Origin of the sequence: Thalassobacillus devorans (genome assembly GCF_900176565.1) — a bacterium.
GTDB classification, from domain to species: Bacteria; Bacillota; Bacilli; order Bacillales; family Halobacillaceae; genus Thalassobacillus; species Thalassobacillus devorans_A.
In genome coordinates this window covers 925,573-951,666 of the sequence record NZ_FXEH01000005.1, presented here as the reverse complement: position 1 = coordinate 951,666, position 26,094 = coordinate 925,573, and the positions used below count along the sequence as shown (strand labels likewise).

Annotated in this window: 21 protein-coding genes; 11 read left to right on the top strand and 10 right to left on the bottom strand. The window is 45.5% G+C overall.

Annotated features, from left to right (window positions below; translation table 11 throughout):
* Nucleotides 1–27 precede the first annotated feature (27 nt).
* The 3 genes from B9Y67_RS09250 to trhO form a co-directional block, all read right to left on the bottom strand.
* Nucleotides 28–897: an SDR family oxidoreductase gene (locus B9Y67_RS09250; RefSeq protein WP_085506422.1), complete on the bottom strand. Its 870-nt coding sequence runs from the start codon at nt 895–897 to the stop codon at nt 28–30.
* Between the two features lie 76 nt (nt 898–973).
* Nucleotides 974–2,389 carry an amidase gene (locus B9Y67_RS09245; RefSeq protein WP_085506421.1) on the bottom strand — a complete coding sequence of 472 codons (1,416 nt, stop codon included), beginning with the start codon at nt 2,387–2,389 and terminating at the stop codon, nt 974–976.
* A 62-nt stretch (nt 2,390–2,451) separates the two neighbouring features.
* Entirely contained in the window at nt 2,452–3,402 is a 951-nt protein-coding gene (gene trhO / locus B9Y67_RS09240; RefSeq protein ID WP_085506420.1) for an oxygen-dependent tRNA uridine(34) hydroxylase TrhO, read from the bottom strand.
* Between the two features lie 231 nt (nt 3,403–3,633).
* Here trhO and B9Y67_RS09235 point away from each other — a divergent pair, with 231 nt between their 5' ends.
* Nucleotides 3,634–5,130 carry a nitrate/nitrite transporter gene (locus B9Y67_RS09235; protein ID WP_085506419.1) on the top strand — a complete coding sequence of 499 codons (1,497 nt, stop codon included), beginning with the start codon at nt 3,634–3,636 and terminating at the stop codon, nt 5,128–5,130.
* A gap of 46 nt (nt 5,131–5,176) precedes the next feature.
* Here B9Y67_RS09235 and B9Y67_RS09230 read toward each other — a convergent pair whose 3' ends face one another.
* The 7 genes from B9Y67_RS09230 to B9Y67_RS09200 form a co-directional block, all read right to left on the bottom strand.
* A complete protein-coding gene (locus B9Y67_RS09230; RefSeq protein WP_085506418.1) occupies nt 5,177–5,593 on the bottom strand; it encodes a hemerythrin domain-containing protein in 417 nt (138 codons plus the stop codon).
* Nucleotides 5,594–5,607: 14 nt separating this feature from the next.
* Complete coding sequence (narI, locus tag B9Y67_RS09225) at nt 5,608–6,318, bottom strand: respiratory nitrate reductase subunit gamma (protein WP_085506417.1); 711 nt, start codon at nt 6,316–6,318, stop codon at nt 5,608–5,610.
* Between the two features lie 15 nt (nt 6,319–6,333).
* On the bottom strand, nt 6,334–6,870 hold the full coding sequence (narJ, locus tag B9Y67_RS09220; protein ID WP_085506416.1) for a nitrate reductase molybdenum cofactor assembly chaperone: 537 nt from the start codon (nt 6,868–6,870) through the stop codon (nt 6,334–6,336).
* The gene (gene narH / locus B9Y67_RS09215; protein ID WP_085506415.1) at nt 6,857–8,404 is read right to left on the bottom strand and encodes a nitrate reductase subunit beta; all 1,548 of its coding nucleotides are present in this window, start codon (nt 8,402–8,404) and stop codon (nt 6,857–6,859) included. Before narH ends, narJ begins: the two co-directional genes overlap by 14 nt.
* Nucleotides 8,394–11,657, bottom strand: coding sequence for a nitrate reductase subunit alpha (locus B9Y67_RS09210; protein WP_085506414.1), 3,264 nt, complete (start codon nt 11,655–11,657; stop codon nt 8,394–8,396). The genes narH and B9Y67_RS09210 overlap by 11 nt, the downstream gene beginning before the upstream one ends.
* Nucleotides 11,658–11,844: 187 nt before the next feature.
* On the bottom strand, nt 11,845–12,996 hold the full coding sequence (locus B9Y67_RS09205) for a CapA family protein (protein WP_085506413.1): 1,152 nt from the start codon (nt 12,994–12,996) through the stop codon (nt 11,845–11,847).
* Between the two features lie 125 nt (nt 12,997–13,121).
* Complete coding sequence (locus tag B9Y67_RS09200; RefSeq protein WP_176223943.1) at nt 13,122–14,336, bottom strand: MFS transporter; 1,215 nt, start codon at nt 14,334–14,336, stop codon at nt 13,122–13,124.
* A gap of 424 nt (nt 14,337–14,760) precedes the next feature.
* On the opposite strand from B9Y67_RS09200, the gene B9Y67_RS09195 reads away from it, so the two are divergent.
* From B9Y67_RS09195 to treR, 10 genes are all read left to right on the top strand, one after another.
* Nucleotides 14,761–16,038 (top strand): IS110 family RNA-guided transposase, encoded by a 1,278-nt coding sequence (locus B9Y67_RS09195; RefSeq protein ID WP_085505375.1) that lies wholly within the window; start codon nt 14,761–14,763, stop codon nt 16,036–16,038.
* 833 nt (nt 16,039–16,871) lie between these two features.
* Nucleotides 16,872–17,588, top strand: a complete 717-nt coding sequence (gene pxpB / locus B9Y67_RS09190) for a 5-oxoprolinase subunit PxpB (RefSeq protein ID WP_085506412.1) — start codon at nt 16,872–16,874, stop codon at nt 17,586–17,588.
* Nucleotides 17,585–18,598, top strand: a complete 1,014-nt coding sequence (locus tag B9Y67_RS09185; RefSeq protein WP_085506411.1) for a 5-oxoprolinase subunit C family protein — start codon at nt 17,585–17,587, stop codon at nt 18,596–18,598. The genes pxpB and B9Y67_RS09185 overlap by 4 nt, the downstream gene beginning before the upstream one ends.
* The gene (locus B9Y67_RS09180) at nt 18,598–19,368 is read left to right on the top strand and encodes a LamB/YcsF family protein (protein ID WP_085506410.1); all 771 of its coding nucleotides are present in this window, start codon (nt 18,598–18,600) and stop codon (nt 19,366–19,368) included. The genes B9Y67_RS09185 and B9Y67_RS09180 overlap by 1 nt, the downstream gene beginning before the upstream one ends.
* 18 nt (nt 19,369–19,386) lie before the next feature.
* Nucleotides 19,387–20,577, top strand: a complete 1,191-nt coding sequence (locus tag B9Y67_RS09175; protein ID WP_085506409.1) for an NRAMP family divalent metal transporter — start codon at nt 19,387–19,389, stop codon at nt 20,575–20,577.
* A gap of 19 nt (nt 20,578–20,596) precedes the next feature.
* The gene (locus B9Y67_RS09170; protein ID WP_085506408.1) at nt 20,597–21,385 is read left to right on the top strand and encodes a putative hydro-lyase; all 789 of its coding nucleotides are present in this window, start codon (nt 20,597–20,599) and stop codon (nt 21,383–21,385) included.
* Between the two features lie 184 nt (nt 21,386–21,569).
* Nucleotides 21,570–22,064, top strand: coding sequence for a PTS sugar transporter subunit IIA (locus B9Y67_RS21000; protein WP_254901758.1), 495 nt, complete (start codon nt 21,570–21,572; stop codon nt 22,062–22,064).
* Nucleotides 22,065–22,085: 21 nt separating this feature from the next.
* The gene (gene treP / locus B9Y67_RS09165; RefSeq protein ID WP_254901757.1) at nt 22,086–23,495 is read left to right on the top strand and encodes a PTS system trehalose-specific EIIBC component; all 1,410 of its coding nucleotides are present in this window, start codon (nt 22,086–22,088) and stop codon (nt 23,493–23,495) included.
* 73 nt (nt 23,496–23,568) lie between these two features.
* Nucleotides 23,569–25,251 (top strand): alpha,alpha-phosphotrehalase, encoded by a 1,683-nt coding sequence (gene treC / locus B9Y67_RS09160; RefSeq protein ID WP_085506407.1) that lies wholly within the window; start codon nt 23,569–23,571, stop codon nt 25,249–25,251.
* A gap of 24 nt (nt 25,252–25,275) precedes the next feature.
* Nucleotides 25,276–25,989 carry a trehalose operon repressor gene (gene treR, locus B9Y67_RS09155; RefSeq protein WP_085506406.1) on the top strand — a complete coding sequence of 238 codons (714 nt, stop codon included), beginning with the start codon at nt 25,276–25,278 and terminating at the stop codon, nt 25,987–25,989.
* The last annotated feature ends 105 nt before the right edge of the window (nt 25,990–26,094 follow it).

Below are 26,094 nucleotides of genomic sequence, written 5' to 3'. Positions count from 1 at the left end.
TTGATTCTCCCAGGGCATTTTTTAATCTTAGCTGCTCATCCAATGGCCGCCATTGATGTGAATGCATTGACCAGTCATATAAGATGAATCATCAGAAGCTAACAGTACATAGCTGCCTACATGTTCGACCGGCTGACCAGGACGATCCATTGGTGTGTTAGTACCGAATACTTCGACTTTGTCTTCATCAAAGCTGGACGGAATCAGTGGTGTCCAGATTGGTCCTGGAGCTACCATGTTGACACGGATACCTTTATCTACCAATACCTGGGCCATTGAACGGGTGAAGCCGACGACAGCCCCTTTTGTAGCGGTGTAGTCGATCAACTCTTTGTTTCCACGGTAGGCATTGATCGAAGTCGTATTAATGATGGCATCTCCTTCTTTCAAGTGAGGGACCGCTGCCCTTGTAAAATGCCAGTAAGAATAAAAGTTGGTCTTGAATGTACGCTCCATCTGCTCGGTCGAGATTTCTTCCAGACTGGCTTGTGGATGCTGTTCGGCAACATTATTGACCAGAATGTTCAGTTTTCCGAATTCATCGAGAGTCTGTTGAATGGCGTCCTTGGCGAATTGCTCTTCGCCGGCATCCCCAGAGATCAAGAGGCACTTAACGCCTTCTTGCTCTACTCGTTCTTTCAGGCTTTTCGCATCTTCATGTTCATCGAGGTAGACAATCGCAAGGTGGGCGCCTTCTTTGGCGTACCCAATCGCTACGGCGCGTCCAATCCCGCTGTCGCCGCCTGTAATCAATGCTACTTTATCCTTCAGCTTACCGCTGCCTTTATAATCATCATCTTCTACAATCGGTTTGGGATCCATTTCTTCACGAAATCCCGGTTGTCTGTCCTGTACCTGTTTTGGTTGTCCTTCGGTTTGACGATCTGTCGGTTTCATGAATACTGCCTCCTTATATTTTGTTGATAGTGGACTTTACCACCTGATGGATGACAGTAAACAAATTGGAAAATTCTTAGTACTGGTTTAAGTTTTCGTAATGGTACTGCCAGGATTGTGCGTCTTCCAGCTGGGCAGCCAGTCGGAACATCAGGTCATCCTCGCCAAGTCTTCCAGTAAATTGAACCCCTACTGGAAGTACTTTTTCTGTCCAATATAAAGGGACGCTCATCGAAGGCTGGCCGGTGACATTCGCAATTGGTGTGAAACTGCATATATCCGTAAAGTTAAACATCATATCCTTAGTTGCATCATCCCCATTAGAGAACGTATCAAGAACTGCCGGCAATCCGTTCAATACTGGGGTTAAAAGAATATCATATTGTTCATGAAACCTATGAATCTTTTGGGATTCCCGCATAAGCATGACCCTTGCTTCTTCATAATCAGAGGCAGAAAGCTCGGATCCAAGATTGTAGACGTGATAGGAAATCGACTCCAGATTTTCTTCGGTTGGTTGAGTATCTACTAACCCAGCCATATGTTTGATCAACAGGGAGCCGCCGACAATCCAGCTCGTAATAAAATGGTTGGCGAACGCTTCAAAGTCAAACGGCAACGGCTGGTATTCGATTTCGTGTCCCAGAGATTCTAGCAGACGAACGGTATGGTTGATCGCTTCCCTGGCCTCTTCAGAAATAGAGACCCGCCCCCTCCAATCAGGATCCACTGCTATCTTAAGCTTACCAGGATCTTTAGCGATATTGGAAAGAAGGGGAGTGCTCTCGGGAAGGGAAGGGTAGCTTTCTCCTGGCCCGGCTCCTTTTATGATATCCAGCAGTCCGGCACTGTCTCTGACAGATTTGGTCAGGGCATGGTTGACACCGAAGTTATTCATATACATACCGTAGGGTACTTGACCTCTGGATGGTTTATAACCGAACAGCCCACATGCAGAAGCAGGAATCCGTATCGATCCGCCACCATCACTTCCGTGTGCGAAAGGAGCCATTCCTGAGGCCACCGCTGCCGCTGCACCTCCACTGGAACCACCGGCGGATCTGTCCAGTGCCCATGGATTTTTGGTTGCCCCCAGGTGGTCTGGTTCCGTGGTGGGTAAAAAGCCGAATTCAGGTGTATTGGTTTTACCGAGAAAAGTCAATCCTGCTTCCCGATAACGTTCAACAAAAATATCGTCTTCTCCAGCTGTGAATCCGTCCATCAGTTTCGAACCAGAGGTTGTCGGATGGCCTTGGATATTATTCAAGTCCTTGATAAGAAAAGGGAGACCACCAAATAAAGAGCTATCCGGTTTATACCGTTTTGCCTGTTCGAGCGCCTCATCAAACATGGTATGCACCACTGCATTCAATTTAGGGTTGAGTTCTTCAATTCTTTCTATGTAATGCTTAGTCAATTCATAGGGGGAAATTTCTTTTTCGTCTATCAGTTGTTTCTGTGCGGTAGCATCCAGGTAAGCTATATCTGACATGGCTGAAAACCTCCTTGAAAAGTTAAGAAAAAACGTTGGCCTGAATACAGACCAACGTCGTTTTAGTTTTTGTTTGGGATTTTATCATATTTGTCGATTTGTTTTTGTTTGTCAACATCCCAGCGGTTTTCCGGGTGTTCGCGGCATTCGGTGGTGCAGGCAGCATGCTGCTCGATTTCACATTCTTCACAGCAGACATACTGACGGTTGCAGACCGGATTACTGCAGTTGATCATGCGGTCTTCTTTTTTACCACAATGTTCACATTCCGCAATAACGGTATCTTCTTCGGTATGGTTGACAGGGACAGAAATCCGCTCATCAAACACATACATTTTTCCATCAAAATAACGCCCTTTTGTTTCTGGATCTTTACTGTAAGTGGTGATGCCGCCATCGAGCTGGTAAACGTCTTCCACTCCGTTTTTCATCAGGATGCCCGTAAGCTTTTCGCAACGGATGCCTCCCGTACAATAGGTAAGGACTTTTTTATCCTTCCACTGATCTGCATTTTCAGCGATCCATTCAGGGAACTCGCGGGAAGTTTCTACTTCCGGCTGAATTGCATTGCGGAAGTGACCGATGCGGTATTCATATTCATTACGGCCATCAATGACGATCGTATCTTCATCCTGTAGCATTTCATAAAACTCTTTAGGCTTCAGACGTTTTCCTGTAAAGGTTTTTGGATCGATGTCATCATTTTCAATACTCCAATTGACAACTTCAGATTTCGCACGTACGTGCATTTTCTTGAAGGTATGTCCTTCCACTTCATCTATTTTAAAAACCATATCTTTAAAACGTTCGTCAGCATGCATGTGTTCCATATATTCATTGGTCTGTTCTACAGTTCCGGATACGGTGCCGTTGATTCCTTCAGGAGCAACAATGATCCGGCCTTTCAGACCCAGGTCTTTACAATACGTTAAATGCTCAGCGGCATATTCTTCATATTCCGGCAAGTCGACATATTGATAATACAACAATACTCGGTAGTCTTTAGTACTCATTTATTTATTCCTCCTGTTTCACATTGCAAGTGTGATAACATTTTTGTGCCACACTACATAATATCTAGTTTTAGAAAAAATTTCAACTAGATATCCTTATCAATAGAACCTTAATTTGGCATACGTAAACCGTTTTTAATTTCTGAATTTTTTGTCAAAAATGGAATTTAAAAGGATTGCTTTGTTATAATTCACTTAGAGGAAAAATATTCCGTTGGGAAGGGTGTGCGAATGAGAAAACCGGGAATTCAATTAGGATTGCAGACGTTCAGTTTATTTGCAGGCTTTATGGTATGGGTCATTATATCTTCTTTGATGCCATACATCAAAGAAGATATCGCATTAAATGCCAATCAAGTAGCATTAGCTACAGCTATTCCAGTCATCCTTGGCTCCTTACTTCGGGTACCGCTCGGCTACTGGGCGAATAAGTTCGGGGCCAGAGTGATATTCATCATCAGCTTCATCATTTTATTGCTGCCGGTATTTTATTTAAGTATCGCTGATTCATTCCTGGACCTCGTCATTGGCGGTCTTTTGCTTGGTCTGGGTGGGGCGGTGTTCTCGATTGGTGTCACGTCACTTCCAAAATACTATGAAAAAAAGCGCCATGGCTTTGTGAATGGTGTGTATGGTGTGGGTAACGTCGGTACTGCCGTCACCTCCTTTGCCGCACCTTTTCTGGCTGCCCAAATCGGGTGGCAAAGCACAATCCGTCTTTATTTAGGATTACTACTATTTTTTATTCTACTTAACTTTTTGGTTGGAGATCGTCATGAAAAGAAAGTACAGGCTCCGATCATTCCTCAGATTAAATCAGTCATCGATAATGAAAAAATGTGGTTTCTCAGCTTATTTTATTTCATCACATTTGGATCTTTCGTGGCGTTTACTATTTACCTTCCAAACTTCTTAGTATCGAACTTCGGCCTGACAAGTGGAGATGCAGGGCTTAGAACAGCAGGTTTCATCGCGCTGGCAACTTTTTTACGGCCGGTAGGGGGTTGGCTCGGAGATAAATTCAATTCGTTCATCTTATTGATGGCAGTATTCGCCGGGTTGACGCTGGCTGGCGTGGTGCTGTCTTTTTCCCCAACCATCGAGCTTTACACAGTCGGTGTATTAAGTGTGGCCGTCTGCGCCGGTATTGGGAACGGACTTGTGTTCAAACTGGTGCCATTTTATTTTTCCAAACAGGCGGGGGTTGTCAACGGAGTTGTTTCCGCTATCGGCGGACTTGGCGGCTTCTTTCCACCTCTCGTCCTAAGTGCTGTGTATGGGTTGACCGGCCATTATGCCATTGGCTTTATGGCATTGTCACAATTCGCCCTCGCAAGTCTGATTATCGTAATCTGGATGTATTTTACAGACAAACTGCAGATGAGTCACGCTGCTATGAAAAATACAGTAGAAGGTATCATGATTACCGATCAGGATGGGGTGATACAATACGTCAATCCGGCGTTTACGGAAACTACCGGGTTTGAAGAAGACCAGGCGATTGGTAACACACCAAAAATCCTCAAATCAGGAAAACATGATGAAAAGTTTTATCGTGATATGTGGCAGGAGATAGAACAGGAAGGTTATTGGAAAGGGGAGATATGGAATAAACGGAAGAATGGTGAGATGTTCCTGGAATGGCTGACGATTAGCCCCATCCGGAATAAAAATGAACCCGTTACCGGTTATGTTGCTATGTTTTCAGAAATCACACCGGAGGAATAACGTGGAACCAATAAAACGGGATGCCTCAATCGGCATCCCGTTTATTTTAGAGGTTAAGCAAGTAGTGTTCTTCATCGCGGCTATGATGCCAGTTTACGACAAGCAGGCTGTCATACATCATAAGACGTTCCTCGGCTTGCTGATCAGCCGATAAGCTTTCTTCGATACGAGCTAGTATTTTTCTTAGTAAATCATGATCTCTGGTCAGCTGGGTGATGGTGTCAGCCATATCAGGATAGGCCTGTTTGATATCCTGGTATAGTCCTTCTTCTTCCGATGTCGCGTGGGAGATAATATGGTCACGCCAATGTTCAATCAAAATCAATTCCGCCTGCTTTGCTTCTTCCAAACGCTCCTCGCGATATAGACGCTTTAATACCTCTGTCATATCCTTCACTTGCCCATAAGCCGCTTCATGAATGGAGCGGTGGGCGTCCAGCTGCCGAAGTGCGGGTCCTGACATCTTCATCTTCCTTTCTATTGTGCTTTCTTGTTCGTTTGTTTCGAGTTAGCACGCCGGTAAATGATATATCTTCGTTTGATATATTCCAATGGCAGGCTCCATACATGGACGAGCCTAGTGAACGGCCATACGGCAAACAAGGTGAAGGCGGTAAACACATGAGCCTGGAAGCCCCAAGGAGCAGTAGCCAGCATTTCAGGCATCGGCCGGAATGTTAAAATTCCCCGGAACCAGGGCCCGATTGTATCACGGTAATCGAATTCTCCTCCTGTAGCCGTATACCAGGCCGTATTGGTAAAACCAACGACCGTGACGATTCCAATCAGCAGAAGCACCCACAAATCCTTGCGTGATCCATTAGTGCTGACGCGCTTATTGCGCAGCCTTCTAATCGTAAGCAGCGCACCGCCGATGACCATCGCTGCACCGGCCGCTCCACCAAACCAGACAGCTCCGAAATGATACATTTCTTCCGTGACCCCGATCATCGGGTAAAAGCCTTGAGGTACGAGAATTCCGCCAACATGGCCGAAAAATACTAAGATGACCCCATAATGAAATAGAATACTTCCCCATTTCAGGAGGGGATCGGTTTTTAAAAACTGACTGGATTGAGCGGACCATCCGAACTGATCATGGTTGTACCGATAAATATGGCCAACGACAAAAATCGTTAAGGTAATGTATGGATAGGCTACCCATAGTAAAAAATCGACTGGCGTCAACTGATATCAATCCCTTCATACCGTTTTGGCTTCGCGACGGGCGACGATGGAATCCAGCGTTTCCAAAGCGGCTGCTACGACAAATGCATATGGAGATCGCTGCTCGCGCAATTGTGCATAAAGTTGATCGATCGCTTTTTTATGAATATAGTAAAGCTTCTGGATAAAACTTTCTTCGGCTTCTGCCAGAAATTCAAGAATTAACGGGAAATAATCAGGCAGCTCATCATCTTTGATAAAATAGCCTGCTTTGGCGAATTCCAGTTTCAGTTTGACGAATCCGAGGCCACGTTCCCGTTTATCGCCAAAAACGCCATAAGTAAGATACAAGGAACAATCTTTGCTGAAGTCGAACTGCTTCACATAATTCTGGCTGAATTCAAGCCAGGAGGAATTCTCCACATAATTCCAGAAACGTAACAGATTATCTCTTTGGGGCGCCTCGGATAAGCCTTCCATGAAAAGCCTGACGTCTTCGTTCCGGAACCATTCTTCTTCCGGATAGCGCAGGAACAGGGAGCATAGCTTCAGAATATGTCTACTGTCTTCCATCTTTGGCACCTCCTGTCACATCGCTCCAATAAGATTCACTGTATTCGTAAGGATCTTTCCATTCCCCATTCATGGCGCATGATTCACACCCATCCATGAAATCGAAGCCTGCGCTGCCCTGATGGGCGAACATGTCTTCAGCCTGCTCGCGGTGCGCTTTCGGGATGACGTAACGGTCGCCATATTTAGCAATTGCGGATAGTTCATACATATCCCGCGCCATTTGTTCCGAGACGCCGACTTCATCGATAAGAGTGGTATCCGGTTCTTTGCCGAGGTCTACGCTCCGCATGTACGTACGCATGGCCACCAGTTTCTTAAGCACGGAAGCAACCAGCTCGGTATCTCCAGCTGTCATCAGGTTGGCTAAATATTCAATCGGGATCCGGAATTGATCGATTGCCGGAAAAACAACAGATGGATCAAGGTCGTTAAAGTGGCCATTGAAAGCATCGACGATCGGGCTCAACGGCGGAATGTACCAGACCATTGGAAGGGTACGATATTCCGGATGGAGCGGAAGAGCGATTTTCTGCTCGCAGGCCAGCTTGTATACTGGGGATTCCTGAGCTGCTTCGATCCAGTCTTCAGGAATGCCGTCTTTTTTCGCTTGAGCGATCACTTCCGGGTCATTCGGATCCAAAATTAAATCGAGCTGTGCTTCGTAAAGATCCTGATCATTCGGAACCGAAGCTGCTTCTTTGACTCGGTCGGCATCATAAAGGACGATACCGATATAACGGATTCTTCCGACACACGTTTCCGAGCAGATGGTCGGGTCGCCGTTTTCGATTTTCGGAAAACAGAATGTACACTTTTCCGCTTTATTGGTCTGCCAGTTGAAATAGACTTTTTTATACGGGCAGCCGGACATGCAGAACCGCCAGCTCCGGCAGGCATCCTGATCGACGAGGACAATGCCGTCCTCTTCCCGTTTATACATGGCACCTGATGGACAGGAAGAGACACAGGATGGGTTGACGCAGTGTTCGCAAATCCGGGGCAGATACATCATGAATGCCTGCTCGAATTCGAACTTCACTTTCTCATCGACCCCTTGCATGTTCGGGTCTCGCTTACCCGTCTCGTGAACCCCTGCCAGGTCATCCTCCCAGTTCGGTCCCCATAGAATGTCCATATATTCACCGGTCAACTGCGACTTCGGACGTGCGACCGGCTGATGATTTTTCTCGGGGCTATGAACGAGGTGCTCGTATTCATATGTCCACGGTTCGTAATATTCATCTAGGTCAAGCATGTCAGGATTATAGAAAAGGTTCAAAAGCTTGTTCGCTTTCCCGCCGGCTTTCAGGGAAAGCTTTCCGTTTCGCATTTCCCAGCCGCCTTTGTTCTTCTCTTGATTCTCCCATTCCTTCGGATAACCGATCCCGGGTTTCGTTTCGACATTGTTCCACCACATGTACTCGGCGCCTGGTCTGTTTGTCCAGGTATTGTTACAGGTCACGCTGCAGGTGTGGCAGCCGATACATTTATCCAAATTCATGACCATTCCAAATTGCGCTTTAATCTTCAAGCCAATCCACCTCGCTTCGGTCCATTCTGCGGATTTGTACTTGCTCATCCCGCTGGTTGCCGGTTGGACCATAGTAGTTGAAACCATAACTTAATTGGGCGTATCCGCCTATCATCTGCGTCGGCTTGATGTGGATTCTTGTTGGGCTATTGAAGGTACCTCCGCGATCTTTCGTAATTTTGGAACCGGGCACATTAATCAGACGGTCCTGAACGTGATACATGAACACGACCCCTCGAGGAAGCCGGTGGCTCGTGACAGCCCTGGCTACGACGACACCATTCCGGTTATACATTTCGAGCCAGTCATTATCCTTGATACCTGCTTCATCCGCGTCCAGGTTGTTCAGCCAGACGTGCGGGCCGCCGCGGAACAAAGTCAGCATCGGAAGCGTATCACCATACGTGCTGTGGTACGACCACTTGAAGTGTGGGGTCAGGTATCTTAATGTAATCTCTTTTTGTCCCTCGGCCGGTCTATTATCGGATGAATAAAATGACGCCTTTTTTAATGGCGGCTTGAATGTAGGAAGTTCTTCCCCGAACTCAAGCATCGTTTCATGATCCAAATAGAAGTGCTGCCTTCCGGTCAATGTCCGCCACGGTATCATCCGTTCAACGTTCGTGGTAAACGGAGAATAGCGCCTGCCGCCTGTTTCCGTTCCACTATAGACAGGCGAAGAGATGACCTTTTGCGGCTGGGCTGTAATTTCGGCGAAAGAGATATGTTCCTCCGCGCGCTCTTCTGCAAGGTGCCTTAATTCCTGTCCTGTTTTATCCTCGAGTGTCTTCCAGGCTTTCATTGCAAGAGAACCGTTGGTGGTACTGGATAATGTCAATATCGTTTCGGCCACATCAATATCGTTATATAAGCTTGGACAGTCTTGATAGAAAGCCGATTTTTTCGATGGGCCAAGCATATCGAAAAGTTTGGCATACTCTTCCTTTGCATCCCAGGCCATTCCTTTGGCTCCAATAGAATGTTTGATTTTCGGACCAAGGGAAATGAACTTGTCATAGACTTTAGAGTACTCCCTTTCAACCACCTGGATTTTAGGGAAGTTAACCCCAGGGACCGGCTTGGTGCCGTCTGTTTTCCAATCAGGTACGTGCCCGTATGTCTGGGCAATTTCATCGGTAGAATCATGCAGCAGCGGGGAAGTGACCGTATCATATACCTTTTCCGGTAAATGCTGTGCAGCCAGGTTAGAAAATCGCCTGGCAAGCTTTTTGAAAATATCCCAGTCCGACCGGCTTTCCCATGGAGGGGTGATGGCCGGGTTGAACGGATGGACGAACGGGTGCATATCCGTCGAGCTTAAATCATGCTTCTCATACCAGGTGGCCGCCGGAAGGACGATGTCGGAGTATAGGCCGGTGCCTGACATCCGGAAATCCAGATTGACGAGTAAATCCAGTTTCCCGGTCGCCGATGGAATCTCCAGGTTCAGTTCTTTTGCCTCCAGGTCTTCTGTTTCTTCACTGAGGTTATGACCGTGCGTACCCAGCAGATGCTTAAGGAAATATTCATGCCCTTTGGCGGAACTGCCGATCAAATTCGCCCGCCAGACAAACATGGATTTTGGAAAATTGACCGGATCATTCGGAGATTCGATGGAAAAGTTCATCTCCTTTTTGGACACAGCATCCACTAAATGCTCGGTATTGGCTTCTGGTGATTTTGCTTCATCATACATTGCGATAGCATTTTTATTGAACTGTGGGTAAGACGGCAGCCAACCGAGCCGTGCCGCCAGTACGTTATAATCTGCTAAATTCTGATATTTTGGCTGATCAATCAATGGGGAAGCCAAATCGCGTGTTTTCTGTTCGTCATATTTCCACTGTTCGGTAGCGAAATAAAAGAAAGAGGTGCCATTTTGCAGCCTTGGCGGTCCGCCCCAATCCCGGGCCATCGCAACAGTCTGCCAGCCTTCCAGCGGGCGTACCTTCTCCTGGCCGACATAATGGGCCCAGCCGCCTCCATTGACTCCCTGAGAACCGGTCAACAAAACAAGGTTAAGTACCGCCCGGTAGATAGTATCAGAATGGTACCAATGGTTAATCCCTGATCCCATGATAATCATCGAACGCCCTTTACTATCAATGGCGTTCTGAGCGAACTCCCTTGCGATCTGAGCGACAAGTTTGGGGCTGACACTTGTATACTTTTCCTGCCATTTTGGGGTATACGGCCGGTCTTCGTCATAATTGGCGGGGTTTTCTTTCGTCAGACTTCTGTTAACCCCTGTCTGGGCACACATCAGATCAAAGACGGTCGTTACATAAACCGGGCCGTCTGTGGTCTCGATTTCTTTCATAGGTATGTCAGCTTTGAAGACGCGGTTATCATCCTGCTCAAACGCTGCGACACATACCTGGTCGATTTTACTTTCGTGGCCCTGTAAGGACAGGGCAGGGGAGATTGTGTCAATATTATTGACTTTATCTGCCTTTAGCAGGTTCCAATTCTTTTCACCATCCCAGCGGTGTCCAATCGAACCATTTGGTATGGCAAAATCTTTGGTCTCTTCGTCATAGACTACTGTTTTCCATTCTGCTTTTTCTGTGGTGAAGGAAAGGTCGCTTGCACGCAGGAAGCGGTCCGCTTTTAAGCCGTGCCTGGTATTTTTTACTCCGCCTGCATAACTGACCATTGACATGGCAGGAATAGGAGAGAATCCAAAGATCCGGTCCGGTCCGTACGTTTGTATCGTATGGATAAGCTGAGCGGAAATCAGTGTTTCTACTTCATCCCATTCCGCCCGGACGAATCCTCCTTTTCCGCGCGTCTGTTTATACTGCGTGGATAATTCAGTGTTTTCAACAATGGAAGCCCACGCTTTGACAGGGTCATCGGTTTTCTTAACTGCATCTCGCCAGATTTCTAACAGTTTACTTCGGATATAAGGATAGCGCACCCGATGGGGGCTATATGTATACCAGGAGAAGCTTGCACCCCGCGGGCATCCGCGTGGCTCGTATTCCGGCATATCCGGTCCGGTGGTCGGATAATCCGTTTGCTGGGTTTCCCAGGTAATGATTCCGTCTTTGACGTGGATTTTCCAGCTGCATGAACCGGTACAATTGACACCATGTGTCGAGCGGACAACTTTATCATGCTGCCAGCGGCTGCGATAATAATTTTCCGTGTTACTGCGCGACTTTGGGGACATTTCGCTGTGTTCTGTCTCTGGCTGTGTTTTACCTAAGTACTTCAGTTTCTGTAAAAATGGTGGAGTTTTTCTAGGCATTTTCACATCTCCTTACATTTTTTAAGGGTAAAACATGCATGAAGAATATTGATATTAAATTTATGGTAACAGATTCCATTCTTATTTTCACAATATTTGGTTAACTTTAACCTATATTTTATAAATTCGACAAAAAAACCGAGCAATTTTTATGCTCGGGTAAGTGAAAATGTGATATTTATCATGATTAAGGTAAGTCTAATTCAGGCAGCCATTGAGACATATGGTCTTTTATTTCTTTGTAAGTTTCCTCCTGGTCAGGTATGAGTACTCTTTTTGTTTCGTGCATGGGAATTACTTGAAAATCTGTACCGGCTTGCCCGTCAGTGAAGGGTTCATAATCTACAATAGTAGGGACGAAGGAAGGCTTGTTCAAAGCTATGGAATCATCGTGTCTATCTAATTCGATTTCTACTTGCAGGATACCGCCGATCCGGCGGTGGATTTCTTCCTGTGCAGAGATGAAATTTCCAAGTGAATAGATTACCAGGGTATCATTTCCCTTTTTTCCTTCAAGCATTTCGATGGGCTGCAGGACGTGAGGATGGTGGCCGAGAATCACGTGAGCCCCGGCATCAGCCATCACTTGAGCTAATTCTTTCTGGTCGCGATTGGGCATGCGCTCATATTCCGAGCCAAAATGCACACTGACGACGACAGCATCCGCTTGTTTATTCGCTCGTGTGATATCTGATTTAATTTTTTGTTCGTCAATCAAATTGACGAGATAATTTTTTCCGGATGGTAAAGGGATACCATTGGTTCCATACGTATAGCTTAAAAATGCAACATCGATTCCTTCTTCTGTCTGAATCACGCGAAGTTTCTTCTGATCTTTCTGGCTTTTGTATGCTCCTGTGTAGGTCATATCAATAGACTCCCAATGGGAAAGAGAGTTATTAATTGCTTGTTCTCCTCGGTCAAGAGTATGATTATTGGCGATCGAAACGACATCGATTCCACTTTCCTTTAGGGCATCTCCGACTTCAGTAGGACTGTTGAAGGCTGGATAGCCGGATAAACCGAAATCAGCCCCGCCAATCATCGTTTCCTGATTAGCTATGGCTATAGTTGCTTCTTCCAAGTAGGGCGCTGTATTCTCGAACATTGGCGTGAAATCATACCCATCAGCGGTTTGGGCATCACGATAGACTGGGGCATGAATCAAAATATCACCGATGGCAGCCAGTGTTATTTTAGGATTAACAGGATATTCTTGTTTAGTAGGGTCGTCAGACTGTTTGGCGGTTAAGTCATTGGCGAAAAATTGTTTGTCGGGCGACTGCGCACATGCTCCCATAACAAACGAAAGCATTACCAGCAAAAATACTTTTTTCATATGAAGTGCCCCTTTAATAAGTAGATTGTTGGAATTGGAAAGACCTTTTACCTATAGTATAAAGCGTTTTCACAAAAATAAAAGCAAGTCCCTCCAATCTTCGACAAGAAAGGAGGGATTTGCTGTTATATGGAATGAGCATGGTGTTTAGCTGTTCGGGGATTTCGCTGCATCGTCAAATACATGACGAACCCAGAAGCTGCTAATAAGGCACTGGTGACATAAAAGACAGAAGAGAACCCGAAGAACCCGGAAAGCATCCCGCCAAGCGCGGGGCCAATCATATTCCCTAAGAAGCGAATGCTTGTGTTATACCCGAGTACTTCTCCTTGCATGGCAAGTGGAGCCTCCTGGCGAATGTAAGCAGTGCGGACTGGAATGATTCCCCCGATGGAGGCCCCCAACAGGAATCGGATGATGACTAGCTGCCAGATACTTGTAACAAAGGCACCTGGAAGATAGACAATCCCTGCCATAAATAACAGGAACACCAAGATTTTAATATAACCGACCTTGTCGGCAATGCTGCCCCAGCGTCTCGCCATCAACAGGTTACCAAGTCCCGCAGCGGAAAAGGCAATGCCGGAAAAGAATGCAAGGTTGGCAGGACCATGTAATTCCGCAACATACAAGGATAAAATCGGCTGGATGCTGAAATGGGCGATTTGGACAAATAAAGATACGAGCATTACCATCAGCAACACAGGATGCCGTAAAATATGTCCGATTACCTCTTTCCGGGAATAGCTTGTCTTACTATCACTGCTTTCATCGTTAATCTTGAATTCTTTGATTCCAAAGATGACGATAAAAGCAGATAGAAAGACGGTGATAGAAGTCCCCTGAAAAGTAGCGGAATACCCGAATGTGTCAGCCAACACTCCCCCAAGCATCGGCCCCATCAAACTCCCGGTAATACTGCCGGTCTGCAGTGTCCCCAGAACTTTACCGGCAATATGCTTCGGTGTCTGTGTGGCAATCAACGCTTGTGACATCGGAATGAATCCGGTAAATACTCCCATGAATAAGCGCAGGAAGAATAATTGCCAGACAGAATCAGCTAACCCCATCAAAAAGACGGACACCCCCAGGCCAACGGCAGAAATGATCAATATTTTCTTTCTGCCATAACGATCACCGACCCGGCCCCATACGGGCGCAAATAAAAATGCCGTTACAAAGGTGACGCCAAACACCCAGCCCGACCACTGTTGGACGTAAGCGTCAGAAAAATTACCAAAGCTATCGATATATAAAGAAATAAACGGAAGAACCATGGTGATGCTTCCTGCAATAAAGAAGTTAGCAAACCACATGATGAATAAATTTCGTTTAGCCATACTTTCCTGGTCCACGATAATGAATCACTTCTTTCAAACTATTTCGTAACCCTAAATATTACTGCATCATTCTAAACTTATAACATACTCTTCACCTGGTTGAAAGAAAAATGCACACTGCTTGCAGTGCATTCCCATAAGAGGCCTAATCAATAAAAGACCCGAAAAGTCGAAGACTTGATTTCAAGATAACAAGGGTTCTTTACCATAATAGCGTCAGGGCTGGTCGGGAAACTACTCGCTTTCCTGCGGGGGACCTGGCAAGCCTCCTCAGGATTTCGCCTTTGCGGGGTCTTGCCTAGATCCTTCTCCCGCGGGAGATTCCTGTGGGATTCAGTAGAGGGGTCTTGAATGAAAAAAAGCCCTCCGTTATGATGCATTTGTACAACCAAATACAAACAAACATCAAAAGGAGGACTTCCCCTTGAATTCTAATAGGAATGCTAAAATAAATCAAATCTCTGGAGAATCCTTAGTGATCGGTATCGATATCGCTAAAAAAACCCATTATGCATGCGCGGTCGATGATCGCGGACGGGAACTCCAACGTCCCGTTGGATTTACTCAGAGTAGGGCTGGCTTCGAAGGGTTTCACAAACAGATAAAGGAATGGCTGCACCAACATGGAAAAAGTGAGGTTATCATCGGGTTTGAACCCACAGGTCATTACTGGATGAACCTGGCTGCTTTCCTCCTTGAAGAGGACATCTCTTTTGTGGTCGTCAATCCTGCGCATGTGAAACAATCGAAAGAGTTTGATGATAATCTTCAAACAAAAAACGATAAAAAGGACGCAAGATTGATTGCGAAACTCATGATTGGTGGTAATTTCAGCTATCCCAGAATTCCAGAAGGTATAGAAGCTGAACTGAAAAACGGCTCCATAACGCGGTGGAAACTGAAAGACAAACAAGCGATGTTGAAAAACCAAATGACGGGGTTGATCGACCAGTACTTTCCTGAATTTAAAACCGTCATCAAAGGGTTTGGTCAATTGGCTTGCGCCATTTTGAAATACACGCCTTTTCCTGAGGATCTACTAAACCAGGAGGTAGAGGAACTGGCACTGATGTATAAAGAAAAAGCGGGTATATCCTCTCCTTCGAAAAGTAAGATTCGAGAGATGAAACGGGCAGCTGAAAACTCCATTGGTATTTCGACAGGCAAAGAGGTGGCACGCTTTGAAATCGCCGCACTTGTCGATCAGTTTCTTCTAATCGAACGTCAACTGACAGAACTCAATCATCACTTAGAAGATTTAGTCACCCAGCTGGATGAATACGAATACCTGATATCGATTCCCGGCATTGGAAAGCATACGATCATTGATTTGATTGCGGAAACGGGTTCACTTAAGCAGTACACACATTCACGCCAACTCATTAAATTAGCGGGATTAACACTGCGCGAGAACTCTTCCGGTTACCATAAAGGTCAAAAGAAAATTTCCAAACGGGGACGAAAACGGCTCAGAAACCTTCTTTTTCGCGCCATATTGCCTTTGATTCAAAATAATCGTGCGTTTAAAGAATTGTACCAGTACTACATTACTCGTCCCGTTAATCCTTTGAAAAAGAAGGAAGCAATGGTCGTGTTGTGCGGAAAACTGTTAAAGATCTTTTTTGGTTTATCGAACCGCCAGGTTCACTTCAATGAGGACCGAATGAAACAGGACCTCCACTGTCTTCAACAGGCAGCGTAACCTATATTTCTGACCCATAAGATGACACGGAGAAGCTGGCGCAAAGCGAGACAACAGACTACGAGTCTATGCGGGAGAATAAAGCCGGCCTCTGCCTTATGATGAGACCAAACGAAGGAATGTAGGCGCACGACGCCAAGAGACATGGGAGGGTAAGTCCTCATAAGAAAGCAGGGATCCAAGGTGCATCGATTCATACAAAAAAGATCGCCTAATACAGTTAGGAAACGCAACGCGTCCCTTCGATTTCCTTAATATTGAAGAAAAGGAATAACTTGTTTAACAAATGAAGTATAAAAAAAATTTAAAAGTGTTAAAACGATCTTTAACCCTTGGTGTATCAACATTTCCGGAGGGAGTCTCGCAGTTTCCCAACCACCCCCTCGGAAGAATGGGAGAAAAGAACCTCCTATTATAGATAAGACTGTCTTCAGCAATTATTGGTTACAAGCACGTTCTTACAAGTAGCTCGCCCTTTGGTTGAAAGACTGCATTTGATGTTTCCGTTTCTCCCATAAACGCAAGGAGGTCCGGGAAATTGCGAGACTCCTGTGGGATGAACATGAGCGGTGAGATCCCGCAAGGCGAAGCCTGAGGAAGCTCACCACATACCCACGGAAAGCGAGTAATTTCCCGGACCTCCATACGCTCTCAACCGTAACGGAAATAGTTTCTCGCGAAACTGAGTCTTCAAGTAAAGGGAGCTTAAAGGGAATAATAACCAATAAAATAATCTGAATATTCATTTGAACCATTAGGAAAGTTGATTTACTATTTAGGAATATAGAATTTTTTGAAGATACGAAAGACGAGTGAATAGAGGAGGTTGTGGTTTGGAATTTAACATATCCCCGTTAGGCGATCATGGAGCCATCATCGATCTTGGTAAAACGATTGATGAAGCATCCCATGAACGAGTCAAACAAGTAACAGCATTTCTGAATGATAAACCATTTGATTGGCTAATAGAGTATATTCCTGCTTTTACTACCGTGGCGTTATTCTACGACCCTGTCAAAGTAATGGAACAAAAAGATAAATCTTTTGCATTGCCTTATGAAATTGTCAGAACAACGATCGAGAAAGAGCTCCCTAAATTGGGAGTGGGAGAAAAAAAACAAGGCCGGGTTGTAGAAATTCCTGTTTGCTATGGCGGGGATTTAGGCCCGGATTTAACTCAAGTGGCCAGACATAATGATTTAACGGAAGAAGAAGTCATTGAGCTTCATACTGCCGGCGACTATTTGGTTTATATGATTGGGTTCGCCCCTGGATTCCCCTATATTGGGGGAATGAAAGAAGAGATTGCCACGCCAAGAAAGGAAGAGCCGCGTCTGAGCATACCAGCTGGGTCGGTCGGGATCGCGGGGAGCCAAACAGGCGTATATCCGATAGAAACCCCTGGAGGCTGGCAATTGATTGGTCAAACGCCTGTACGTCTTTTTAAACCGGACCAGGAGCCTCCTTCCTTGCTCCATGCTGGCGATAAAGTTGTATTCAAGGCAATCAGCCGTAGCGAATTTGACGCTTATAAGGAGGAGCAATCATGATTAAAGTTTTGAAACCAGGATTGCTTACCAGTGTGCAGGATCTTGGTAGAACAGGTTATCAAACCTATGGCGTCATTGCCAGTGGTGTAATGGATCCGGCAGCCCACCGTATCGCTAACTTACTTGTAGGAAATAGGGAGGGTGCAGCTACGCTGGAAATTACACTGAGCGGGCCGGTACTGGAATTTCAGGAGGATGCGCTGATTTCCTTATGTGGAGGTGACCTTTCCGCAACAATCGGGAGTAAGCAGGTTAAACCATGGCGTCCGGTTTATGTGAAAAAGGGAAGTGAACTTCGTTTTGGTCAGGCAAAAGAAGGCTGCCGGGTTTATTTAGCGGTTGCTGGCGGCTTTCATGTGCCGGAAGTAATGGAGAGCAAGTCTACCTATCTTCGCGCCGGCCTGGGTGGTTTTCATGGACGAGCCTTAAAAGAAGGAGACGAACTTGCAGCGCAGGAATTATCGGAAGCAGCTGCAAAGATTCAAAGTTTCTTGCAGAAGCAAGCTGGTGGAGAATCGTTTATTAGTATGGATTGGCACGTAGCATCTGAATTTATTCCTGTATTCAAAGAAGAACAGCCGGTACGGGTTATAAAAGGAAGGCAATACGAGTTATTCAAAAAAGAGAGTCAGGAAGCGTTCTTCTTTGAGCCATATCAAATCGGAAGCAAATCAGACAGGATGGGTTACCGTCTCGAAGGGCCAAAGCTGCAGCTGGATAAGGAACAGGAGATGATTTCTGAAGCGGTAGGGTTTGGCACCATCCAGGTACCTTCCAATGGCCAGCCGATCATCCTTCTTGCTGATAGGCAGACGACAGGAGGGTACCCGAAAATCGGACAGGTTGCCTCCGTCGACATACCAGTCGTAGCGCAATTAAAACCTGGTGAGAAAGCCCGTTTTCAGGAAATTTCACTTGAAAAAGCCCAACAGCTTTATTTAGAAAGAGAAAAAAGCATCCAGCAGCTTGCCCAGGGTATACGTCTGAAATTAAAAGAGGAGGTACGATAATGGCAATCATAGATTTGAATTGTGATATGGGAGAAAGCTTTGGCACCTATCAAAAAGGTCGGGATGAGGAGATCCTCGAACATATTACATCGGCCAACGTAGCATGCGGCTTTCATGCCGGTGATTTTACGACGATGCGAAAGACAACAGAAATGGCAATGGAAAAAGGAGTAGGCATCGGTGCACACCCGGGATTGCCGGACCTGATGGGCTTTGGTCGTCGAAATATAGATATCAGCCCTCAAGAGGCTTATGAACTGGTAGTCTATCAGATTGGAGCGTTGAATGGGTTTGTAAAAGCAGAAGGAGGAAGCCTTCAGCATGTGAAGCCGCATGGTGCTCTTTATAATATGGCCGCCAAACGTCAGGACTTGTCTGAAGCGATAGCAGAAGCGGTTTACAAGGTGGATCCGGAGCTCGTTTTATTCGGGCTGGCAGGAAGTGAATTAGTGAAAGCAGGCAAACAGGCCGGCCTCCGTACTGCCAGTGAAGTTTTCTCCGACCGGACGTATCAGGAGGATGGAACATTGACCTCGAGGAAAGAACAGAATGCCCTGCTGACTGATTATGAGGAGGCAGTTTCCCAGGTGATCCGGATGGTCAAAGAAAAAAAAGTACACACTATCCAAGGAAAGGATATTGATGTGCAGGCGGATACGATTTGTATCCACGGGGATGGCGAAAACGCTTTGGATTTCGCAAAATATATCAATCGGGCACTAAAGGAATCTGGCATTGAAACAGTAAAGGTCAGGGATGTATTGAAATAACAGCGAGGAGTGAAACAGATGGACAAAAAATCACGGATGAGGCTGCTGCTGGGGGCAGCGTTTTTGATGGCGACTTCAGCCATAGGGCCTGGATTCCTGACACAAACGACACATTTTACGGAACAATTAGCGGCTAGCTTTGGCTTTGTTATTCTAGTATCTATCATCATTGATATTGGAGCTCAGTTGAACATTTGGAGGATTATCGCTATCTCAGAAAAACCGGCCCAGGACATTGCCAACAAGCTTCTTCCTGGCCTTGGCTTTGTTTTGTCTGCCTTAATTGTGGCAGGCGGATTGGCTTTTAATATTGGTAATATAGCTGGTGCAGGTCTTGGTACTAACGTACTGTTCGGAATTTCACCAGAAATGGGGGCGCTCTTCAGTGGTCTCGTTGCTATTGGAGTCTTCCTCGTTCGGGAAGCTGGTAAGGTGATGGACCGCTTCGCCCAAATGCTTGGCTTTTTAATGATCGGTTTGACGGTTTATGTCATGTTCACCGCTACCCCTCCCCTTGGAGAGGCAGCTGTGAAGACGATTGCCCCTGATACCATCGATTTTCTTGCGATTGTAACACTCGTCGGCGGGACTGTCGGCGGCTATATTACCTTTGCCGGCGGGCACCGCTTACTAGAAGCGGGAGTCAAGGGGAAGGAATCCCTGGGGTATGTCAATCGCAGCGCGGTATCAGCCATCGGTTTCGCTTCCATCATGCGTGTCTTTCTATTTTTGGCCGCCCTCGGAGTAGTTGCCCAGGGCATTCAATTAGATCCAGGCAACCCGGCGGCCACTGTCTTCCAATCAGCGGCTGGAAATGTCGGGTATAAGATCTTCGGGGTTGTCATTTGGGCAGCTGCTGTTACATCTGTCGTAGGAGCAGCTTATACATCCGTTTCCTTTATCCGTTCGTTCAGTAACACCATTGAAAAGAACCATAAATGGTTCATCGTTGGATTCATAGCTATATCTACTTTGGTATTTGTGTCCGTCGGGCGTCCTGTCAGTATATTAATTCTGGTCGGTTCCCTGAATGGTTTGATTTTGCCACTTGCCCTTGGAGTTATGATTATCGCTGCCCATAAAAAATCAATCGTTGGGGATTATAAGCATCCGCTGTGGATGACTATTTTCGGGGCATTAATAGTTATTGTCATGTCTTATATGGGCTTCGTCACGCTGCTCGATGGTATCCCGCATTTATTTGAATAAAAGGAAAGGAGAGACACTTATGGAACTGCCGGAAAAGTGGACTCCAGAAATAGCACGGGAAAAAATTCGAACGCAATACTGGACAGGCCCGACATCAGGTTTGACTCCGGGATATATCCAGGGAAACCTGGTCGTCCTGCCAGAAGAAATGGCCTTTGAGTTTTTATTGTTTTGTCAACGCAACCCAAAGCCTTGTCCCGTTTTGGATGTAACAGAGCCAGGTTCTCCCGTTCCTCGTCTCGTTGCTCCAGATTCAGATCTTCGTAAAGATCTTCCCGGTTACCGTGTTTATCGCAATGGACAACTCACAGAAGAGCTGGGGGACATAACAGAACAATGGGACGAAAAAATGGTGGGCTTCCTCCTTGGATGCAGCTTTACCTTTGAGCAGGCACTGATAGATTATGGAATACCACTTCGTCATATAGAAGAAAACAAGAATGTTGCCATGTATAAAACCAGTATTCCCTGTGTACCTGCCGGCCGTTTTTCCGGGCCGATGGTTGTGAGCATGCGGCCAGTGAAAGCAGCCGATATTCCTAAAGCTGTCCAGGTTACCAGCAGGTTTCCTTCGGTACATGGAGCCCCAGTCCATGTCGGTGACCCGGAAGCGATTGGTATTACTGACCTTTCCGATCCGGACTTTGGCGATCCGGTCACGATCAAATCCGGAGAAATTCCGGTATTCTGGGCCTGCGGAGTTACTCCTCAGGCAGTTGCCATGCATATGAAGCCGGAAATCATGATCACTCATGCACCAGGACACATGTTTATTACTGATAAGAAAAATGAAGAATATAGTATTTGATAAGCAACCTAGCTGCTGCTCTTGATTGTTAATCCCTTTCAGGAGCAGTTTTTTTATGGGTATCTTTACTAAAAATTTTTTAGTGTTAACGCTTGCAAAACTTGTATATACAAATTATACTTGGAGCATAACTTGTATATACATGTAATGACGGCTGGGAAATTTGTGAGGAGGTAGTATACCAATGTTTAAAAAACTTTTTGGCAAAAATGATAAAGAGACAATTCTGACTGCACCTGTGACAGGGAAAGTGGTAGATTTAACGGAGGTTCCGGATCCGACATTTTCACAGAAAATGATGGGAGAAGGTCTTGCAATCGAACCATCGGAAGGGAAGGCAGTGGCCCCGTTTGACGGCGAAGTCGTGCAATTATTCCCTACCAAGCATGCAATCGGCTTAAAAAATAAAGCCGGTGTTGAAGTGTTAGTGCATATCGGCCTCGAAACCGTAGGAATGAATGGAGAAGGGTTCGAAGCTTCTGTGAAACAAGGAGATAAAGTGAAAACAGGCCAGACATTAGTCACTTTCGATCTTTCAAAAATTGAGGAACAAGCTTCAAGCACTGTGACTCCTGTCATTATTACGAATAGTAATGAATTTACCTTGGAGTTTTATAATCAGGGAGATGTACAAGCAGGGTCCACAGAAATTATGGAAATCAAGCCAAAGGCCAACTAACTTTTACGGGAGGAAACCATAATGGATTTGAATAATCAGGCAAAACAGATTTTAGAAGCCATCGGCGGCAAGGAATATATCAATGCCGCTACCCATTGTGTCACACGCTTGCGGCTGGCTTTGAATGATGAAAGTAATGTCGATCAGGAAAAGCTTAATAACATAGAGGCAGTGAAAGGTTCTTTCTCAACTAACGGCCAGTTCCAAATTGTAATCGGACAAGGTACAGTCGATAAAGTGTACCAGGAGTTGATTTCTCTCACGGGTATCGGTGAACAGACAAAAGAAGATGTCAAAGCGGCATCTTCAGAAAAAATGAATCCGCTTCAAAAGGCGATAAAAGTACTGGCGGACATCTTTATACCGATTCTTCCGGCGATTGTTACCGCTGGTCTACTGATGGGTCTTAACAACATCCTTGCTGGTCCTGGTATTTTTTATGAGGAGCAATCTTTGATTGATGTCTATCCTCAATGGTCCGGTATTGCTGAAATGATCAATCTGATTGCGAATACGGCTTTCGTATTCCTGCCAGGTCTGATTGGCTGGTCGGCCGTGAAAAAGTTCGGCGGAAGTCCATTGTTCGGTATTGTTCTTGGTCTTATTTTAGTTCATCCCGACCTGATGAATGCCTGGGATTATGGTAATGCTTTAAAAGAAGGCAATATCCCGACCTGGAACTTGTTCGGAATGGAAATTGAAAAAATAGGTTACCAGGGGCAGGTGCTGCCAGTCTTGTTAGCTTCCTGGGTGTTGGCTAAATCTGAAGTTTGGCTGCGTAAGCGTATACCGGATTCCTTACAATTACTGATTGTTGCTCCGACAACCTTATTAGTGACAGGGTTCTTGACTTTCTTATTTATCGGACCAGCGATGTTCTTTGTCGGAAACTTGCTGACCGATGGATTGGTATCAATTTTTGACCAATTTGCTGCATTAGGTGGTTTGATCTATGGTGGTTTATACGGACTGTTAGTTGTCACTGGTATGCATCATACGTTCCTTGCTGTTGATATACAGCTGGTTGGCAGTACAGGTACAACTTTCCTATGGCCGATGCTTGCGTTGTCCAATATCGCGCAAGGTTCTGCAGCATTTGCTATGTTTCTTGCAACCAAGGATGAAAAGTTGAAAGGCCTGGCTTCTACTTCAGGGATTTCAGCGTACCTTGGTATCACGGAACCGGCTTTATTCGGTGTCAACCTGCGTTTTAAATATCCATTTGTAATAGCGCTGATTTCTTCTGGTATTGCAGGTATGTATATTACAGTGGCGCGGGTAACTGCTACTTCTATTGGCGTCGGCGGCATCCCTGGTTTCTTGTCGATCAGCGCCGGAAAATGGGGACCTTTCTTCGTAGGAATGGCGATCGTCATCATCTTGCCAATGGTCATCACTTATCTGTGGGCGAAGCGTAGAGGCGATTGCTGATTTTTACCTATGTAACAAACGACTGGTTTTTATATAATTAGCTAAGTATTACTATATGTTGGTGGTGTTTTTTATGAATCAAGCATGGTGGAAGAAAGCAGTAGTCTACCAGATTTACCCGAAAAGCTTTAACGATACGACAGGGAATGGTGTCGGTGATCTGCAAGGCATCGTGGAAAAACTGGATTATTTAAACGGATTAGGGGTCGATGTCCTTTGGCTGACCCCTCCTTATAAATCTCCGCAGCGGGATAACGGATATGATATCAGTGATTATTATGATATCCATCCGGAATACGGAACGATGAAAGACTTTGATGAATTGATTGCCGGTGTACACGAGCGGGGTATGAAGCTGATTATGGATATCGTCGTCAACCATACATCAACTGACCACGAATGGTTCCAACAGTCGAAGCAGTCGAAGGACAATCCGTATCGTGATTACTATATTTGGAGAGATGGCAAAGATGGCGGTCCCCCGAACAACTGGAAATCAAAATTCGGCGGTTCCGCCTGGCAATATGATGAGCAGACAGACCAGTATTACTTGCACCTGTTTGATGTCACCCAGGCTGATTTGAATTGGGAAAACGAACAGGTCAGAAAAAGCATTTACGAAATGATGAGCTTTTGGGCGGAAAAAGGCGTGGATGGTTTCCGTTTGGATGTGATCAACTTAATCTCCAAAAATCAGGCATTTCCGGATGATGATGGCAGTGTCGCACCGGGAGACGGGCGTAAGTATTATACAGACGGCCCCCGTGTCCACGAATACATGCAGGAGATGAACCGCGAGGTATTCGGAAAATACGACCTGCTCACCGTAGGAGAAATGTCTTCAACAACTATTGATCATTGTATTCTTTATACACGTCCGGAACGTAAAGAACTTAGCATGACCTTCAATTTCCACCATTTGAAGGTCGATTACCCGAACGGTGAAAAATGGACCGTAGCTGATTTTGATTTTTATGAGCTAAAGAAAATCCTGTCTACATGGCAGAAAGAAATGAATGTCGGAAAAGGCTGGAACGCTTTATTCTGGTGCAACCATGACCAGCCTCGCGTACTGTCCCGATTTGGTGATGACGTCAATTACCCAGTAGAGTCAGGAAAAATGCTGGCGACAACCATTCACATGATGCAGGGAACCCCTTATGTCTACCAAGGGGAGGAATTCGGTATGACCAACCCTTACTTTGATACCATTGACCAGTACCGGGATGTAGAATCATTGAATATGTATCAAATTTTGAAAGAAGAAGGGGTTACGGAAGACGAAATCATTGAGATTTTGAAACAGAAATCCCGGGATAACTCACGGACCCCAGTCCAATGGGATGACAGCAAAAATGCCGGTTTTTCTGAAGCTGAACCATGGATCGAAATAGCTGACAACTATGAGACGGTCAATGCTGAAAAGGCGATGGAACAGAAAGATTCTGTATTCTATCATTACCAACAGTTGATTCAACTGCGAAAAGAATATGACATTATCACGTACGGGGATTACGAATGGATTCTCCAGGATGATGAGCAGATTTTCGCTTATGTACGTAAGTGGAAGGACGAAACTCTGCTTGTCGTCAACAATTTCTATGGACTGGCCACCCGATTCCAACTGCCTGAGAAGTTTAATGCCCATGGGAAACAAGTGGATATTCTGATCAGCAATTATGAGGATACAAGCAAGAGCATCATTGACGGAATAGGATTGAGGCCGTATGAATCTGTCGTCTATCACATCCACTGATGTTAGAATGATAGCGGTGATACTATGAAAAAGAAATATTTAGATATCTATCATGAGCTTGTGATGGAAATAAGGGAAGGGAATTTTAAAGCGGGAGAAAGGCTTCCCTCGGAACATGAACTTGGCAGCCGTTATGACACCTCCCGCGAAACCATCCGGAAAGCCCTTCATTTATTGGCGCAAAATGGTTATATACAAAAAGTGAGGGGAAAGGGATCCATTGTTCTGGATTTAGACAAATATGAATTCCCTGTCTCCGGTTTGACCAGTTTTAAAGAATTGACCCATCACTCCGGCCAGACGATCCGAACAAAGGTACATGAGTTATACCAATTGGAATCTGACGGGAAGATTGCAGAACTGTTAGGTAATACGAACAATGCACCGATCTGGCGCCTCGTTCGTTCCAGAGAAATAGACGGTGAAAAAGTTATCTTGGATAAAGATTATATCCGGGAAGATATTGTGTCAGGTCTGACAAAGGAAGTTTGTGAAAATTCGTTATATGAATATATCGAAAACAAATTAGAGCTTGTCATCGGTTATGCTAAAAAAGAAATAGTGGTAGAAACTGTCACACAGGAAGATCGTGAATTGCTTGACGTCGAAGAGCATGATCAGATGGTTGTCATCCGGAGCTTTGTATTCCTTGAAGATACCACGTTATTTCAATTCACAGAATCCAGACATCGACCGGATAAGTTCAGGTTCGTAGACTTTGCCCGTCGTAGTAAATAATTATAAAAGGCCTCTAGTGAGTAACTGCTTCATGCAATTCCTCGCTGGAGGTGTTTTTCTTTCACAGGAATGATTACGCTTGGATAAACATACATTTTCCTTTAT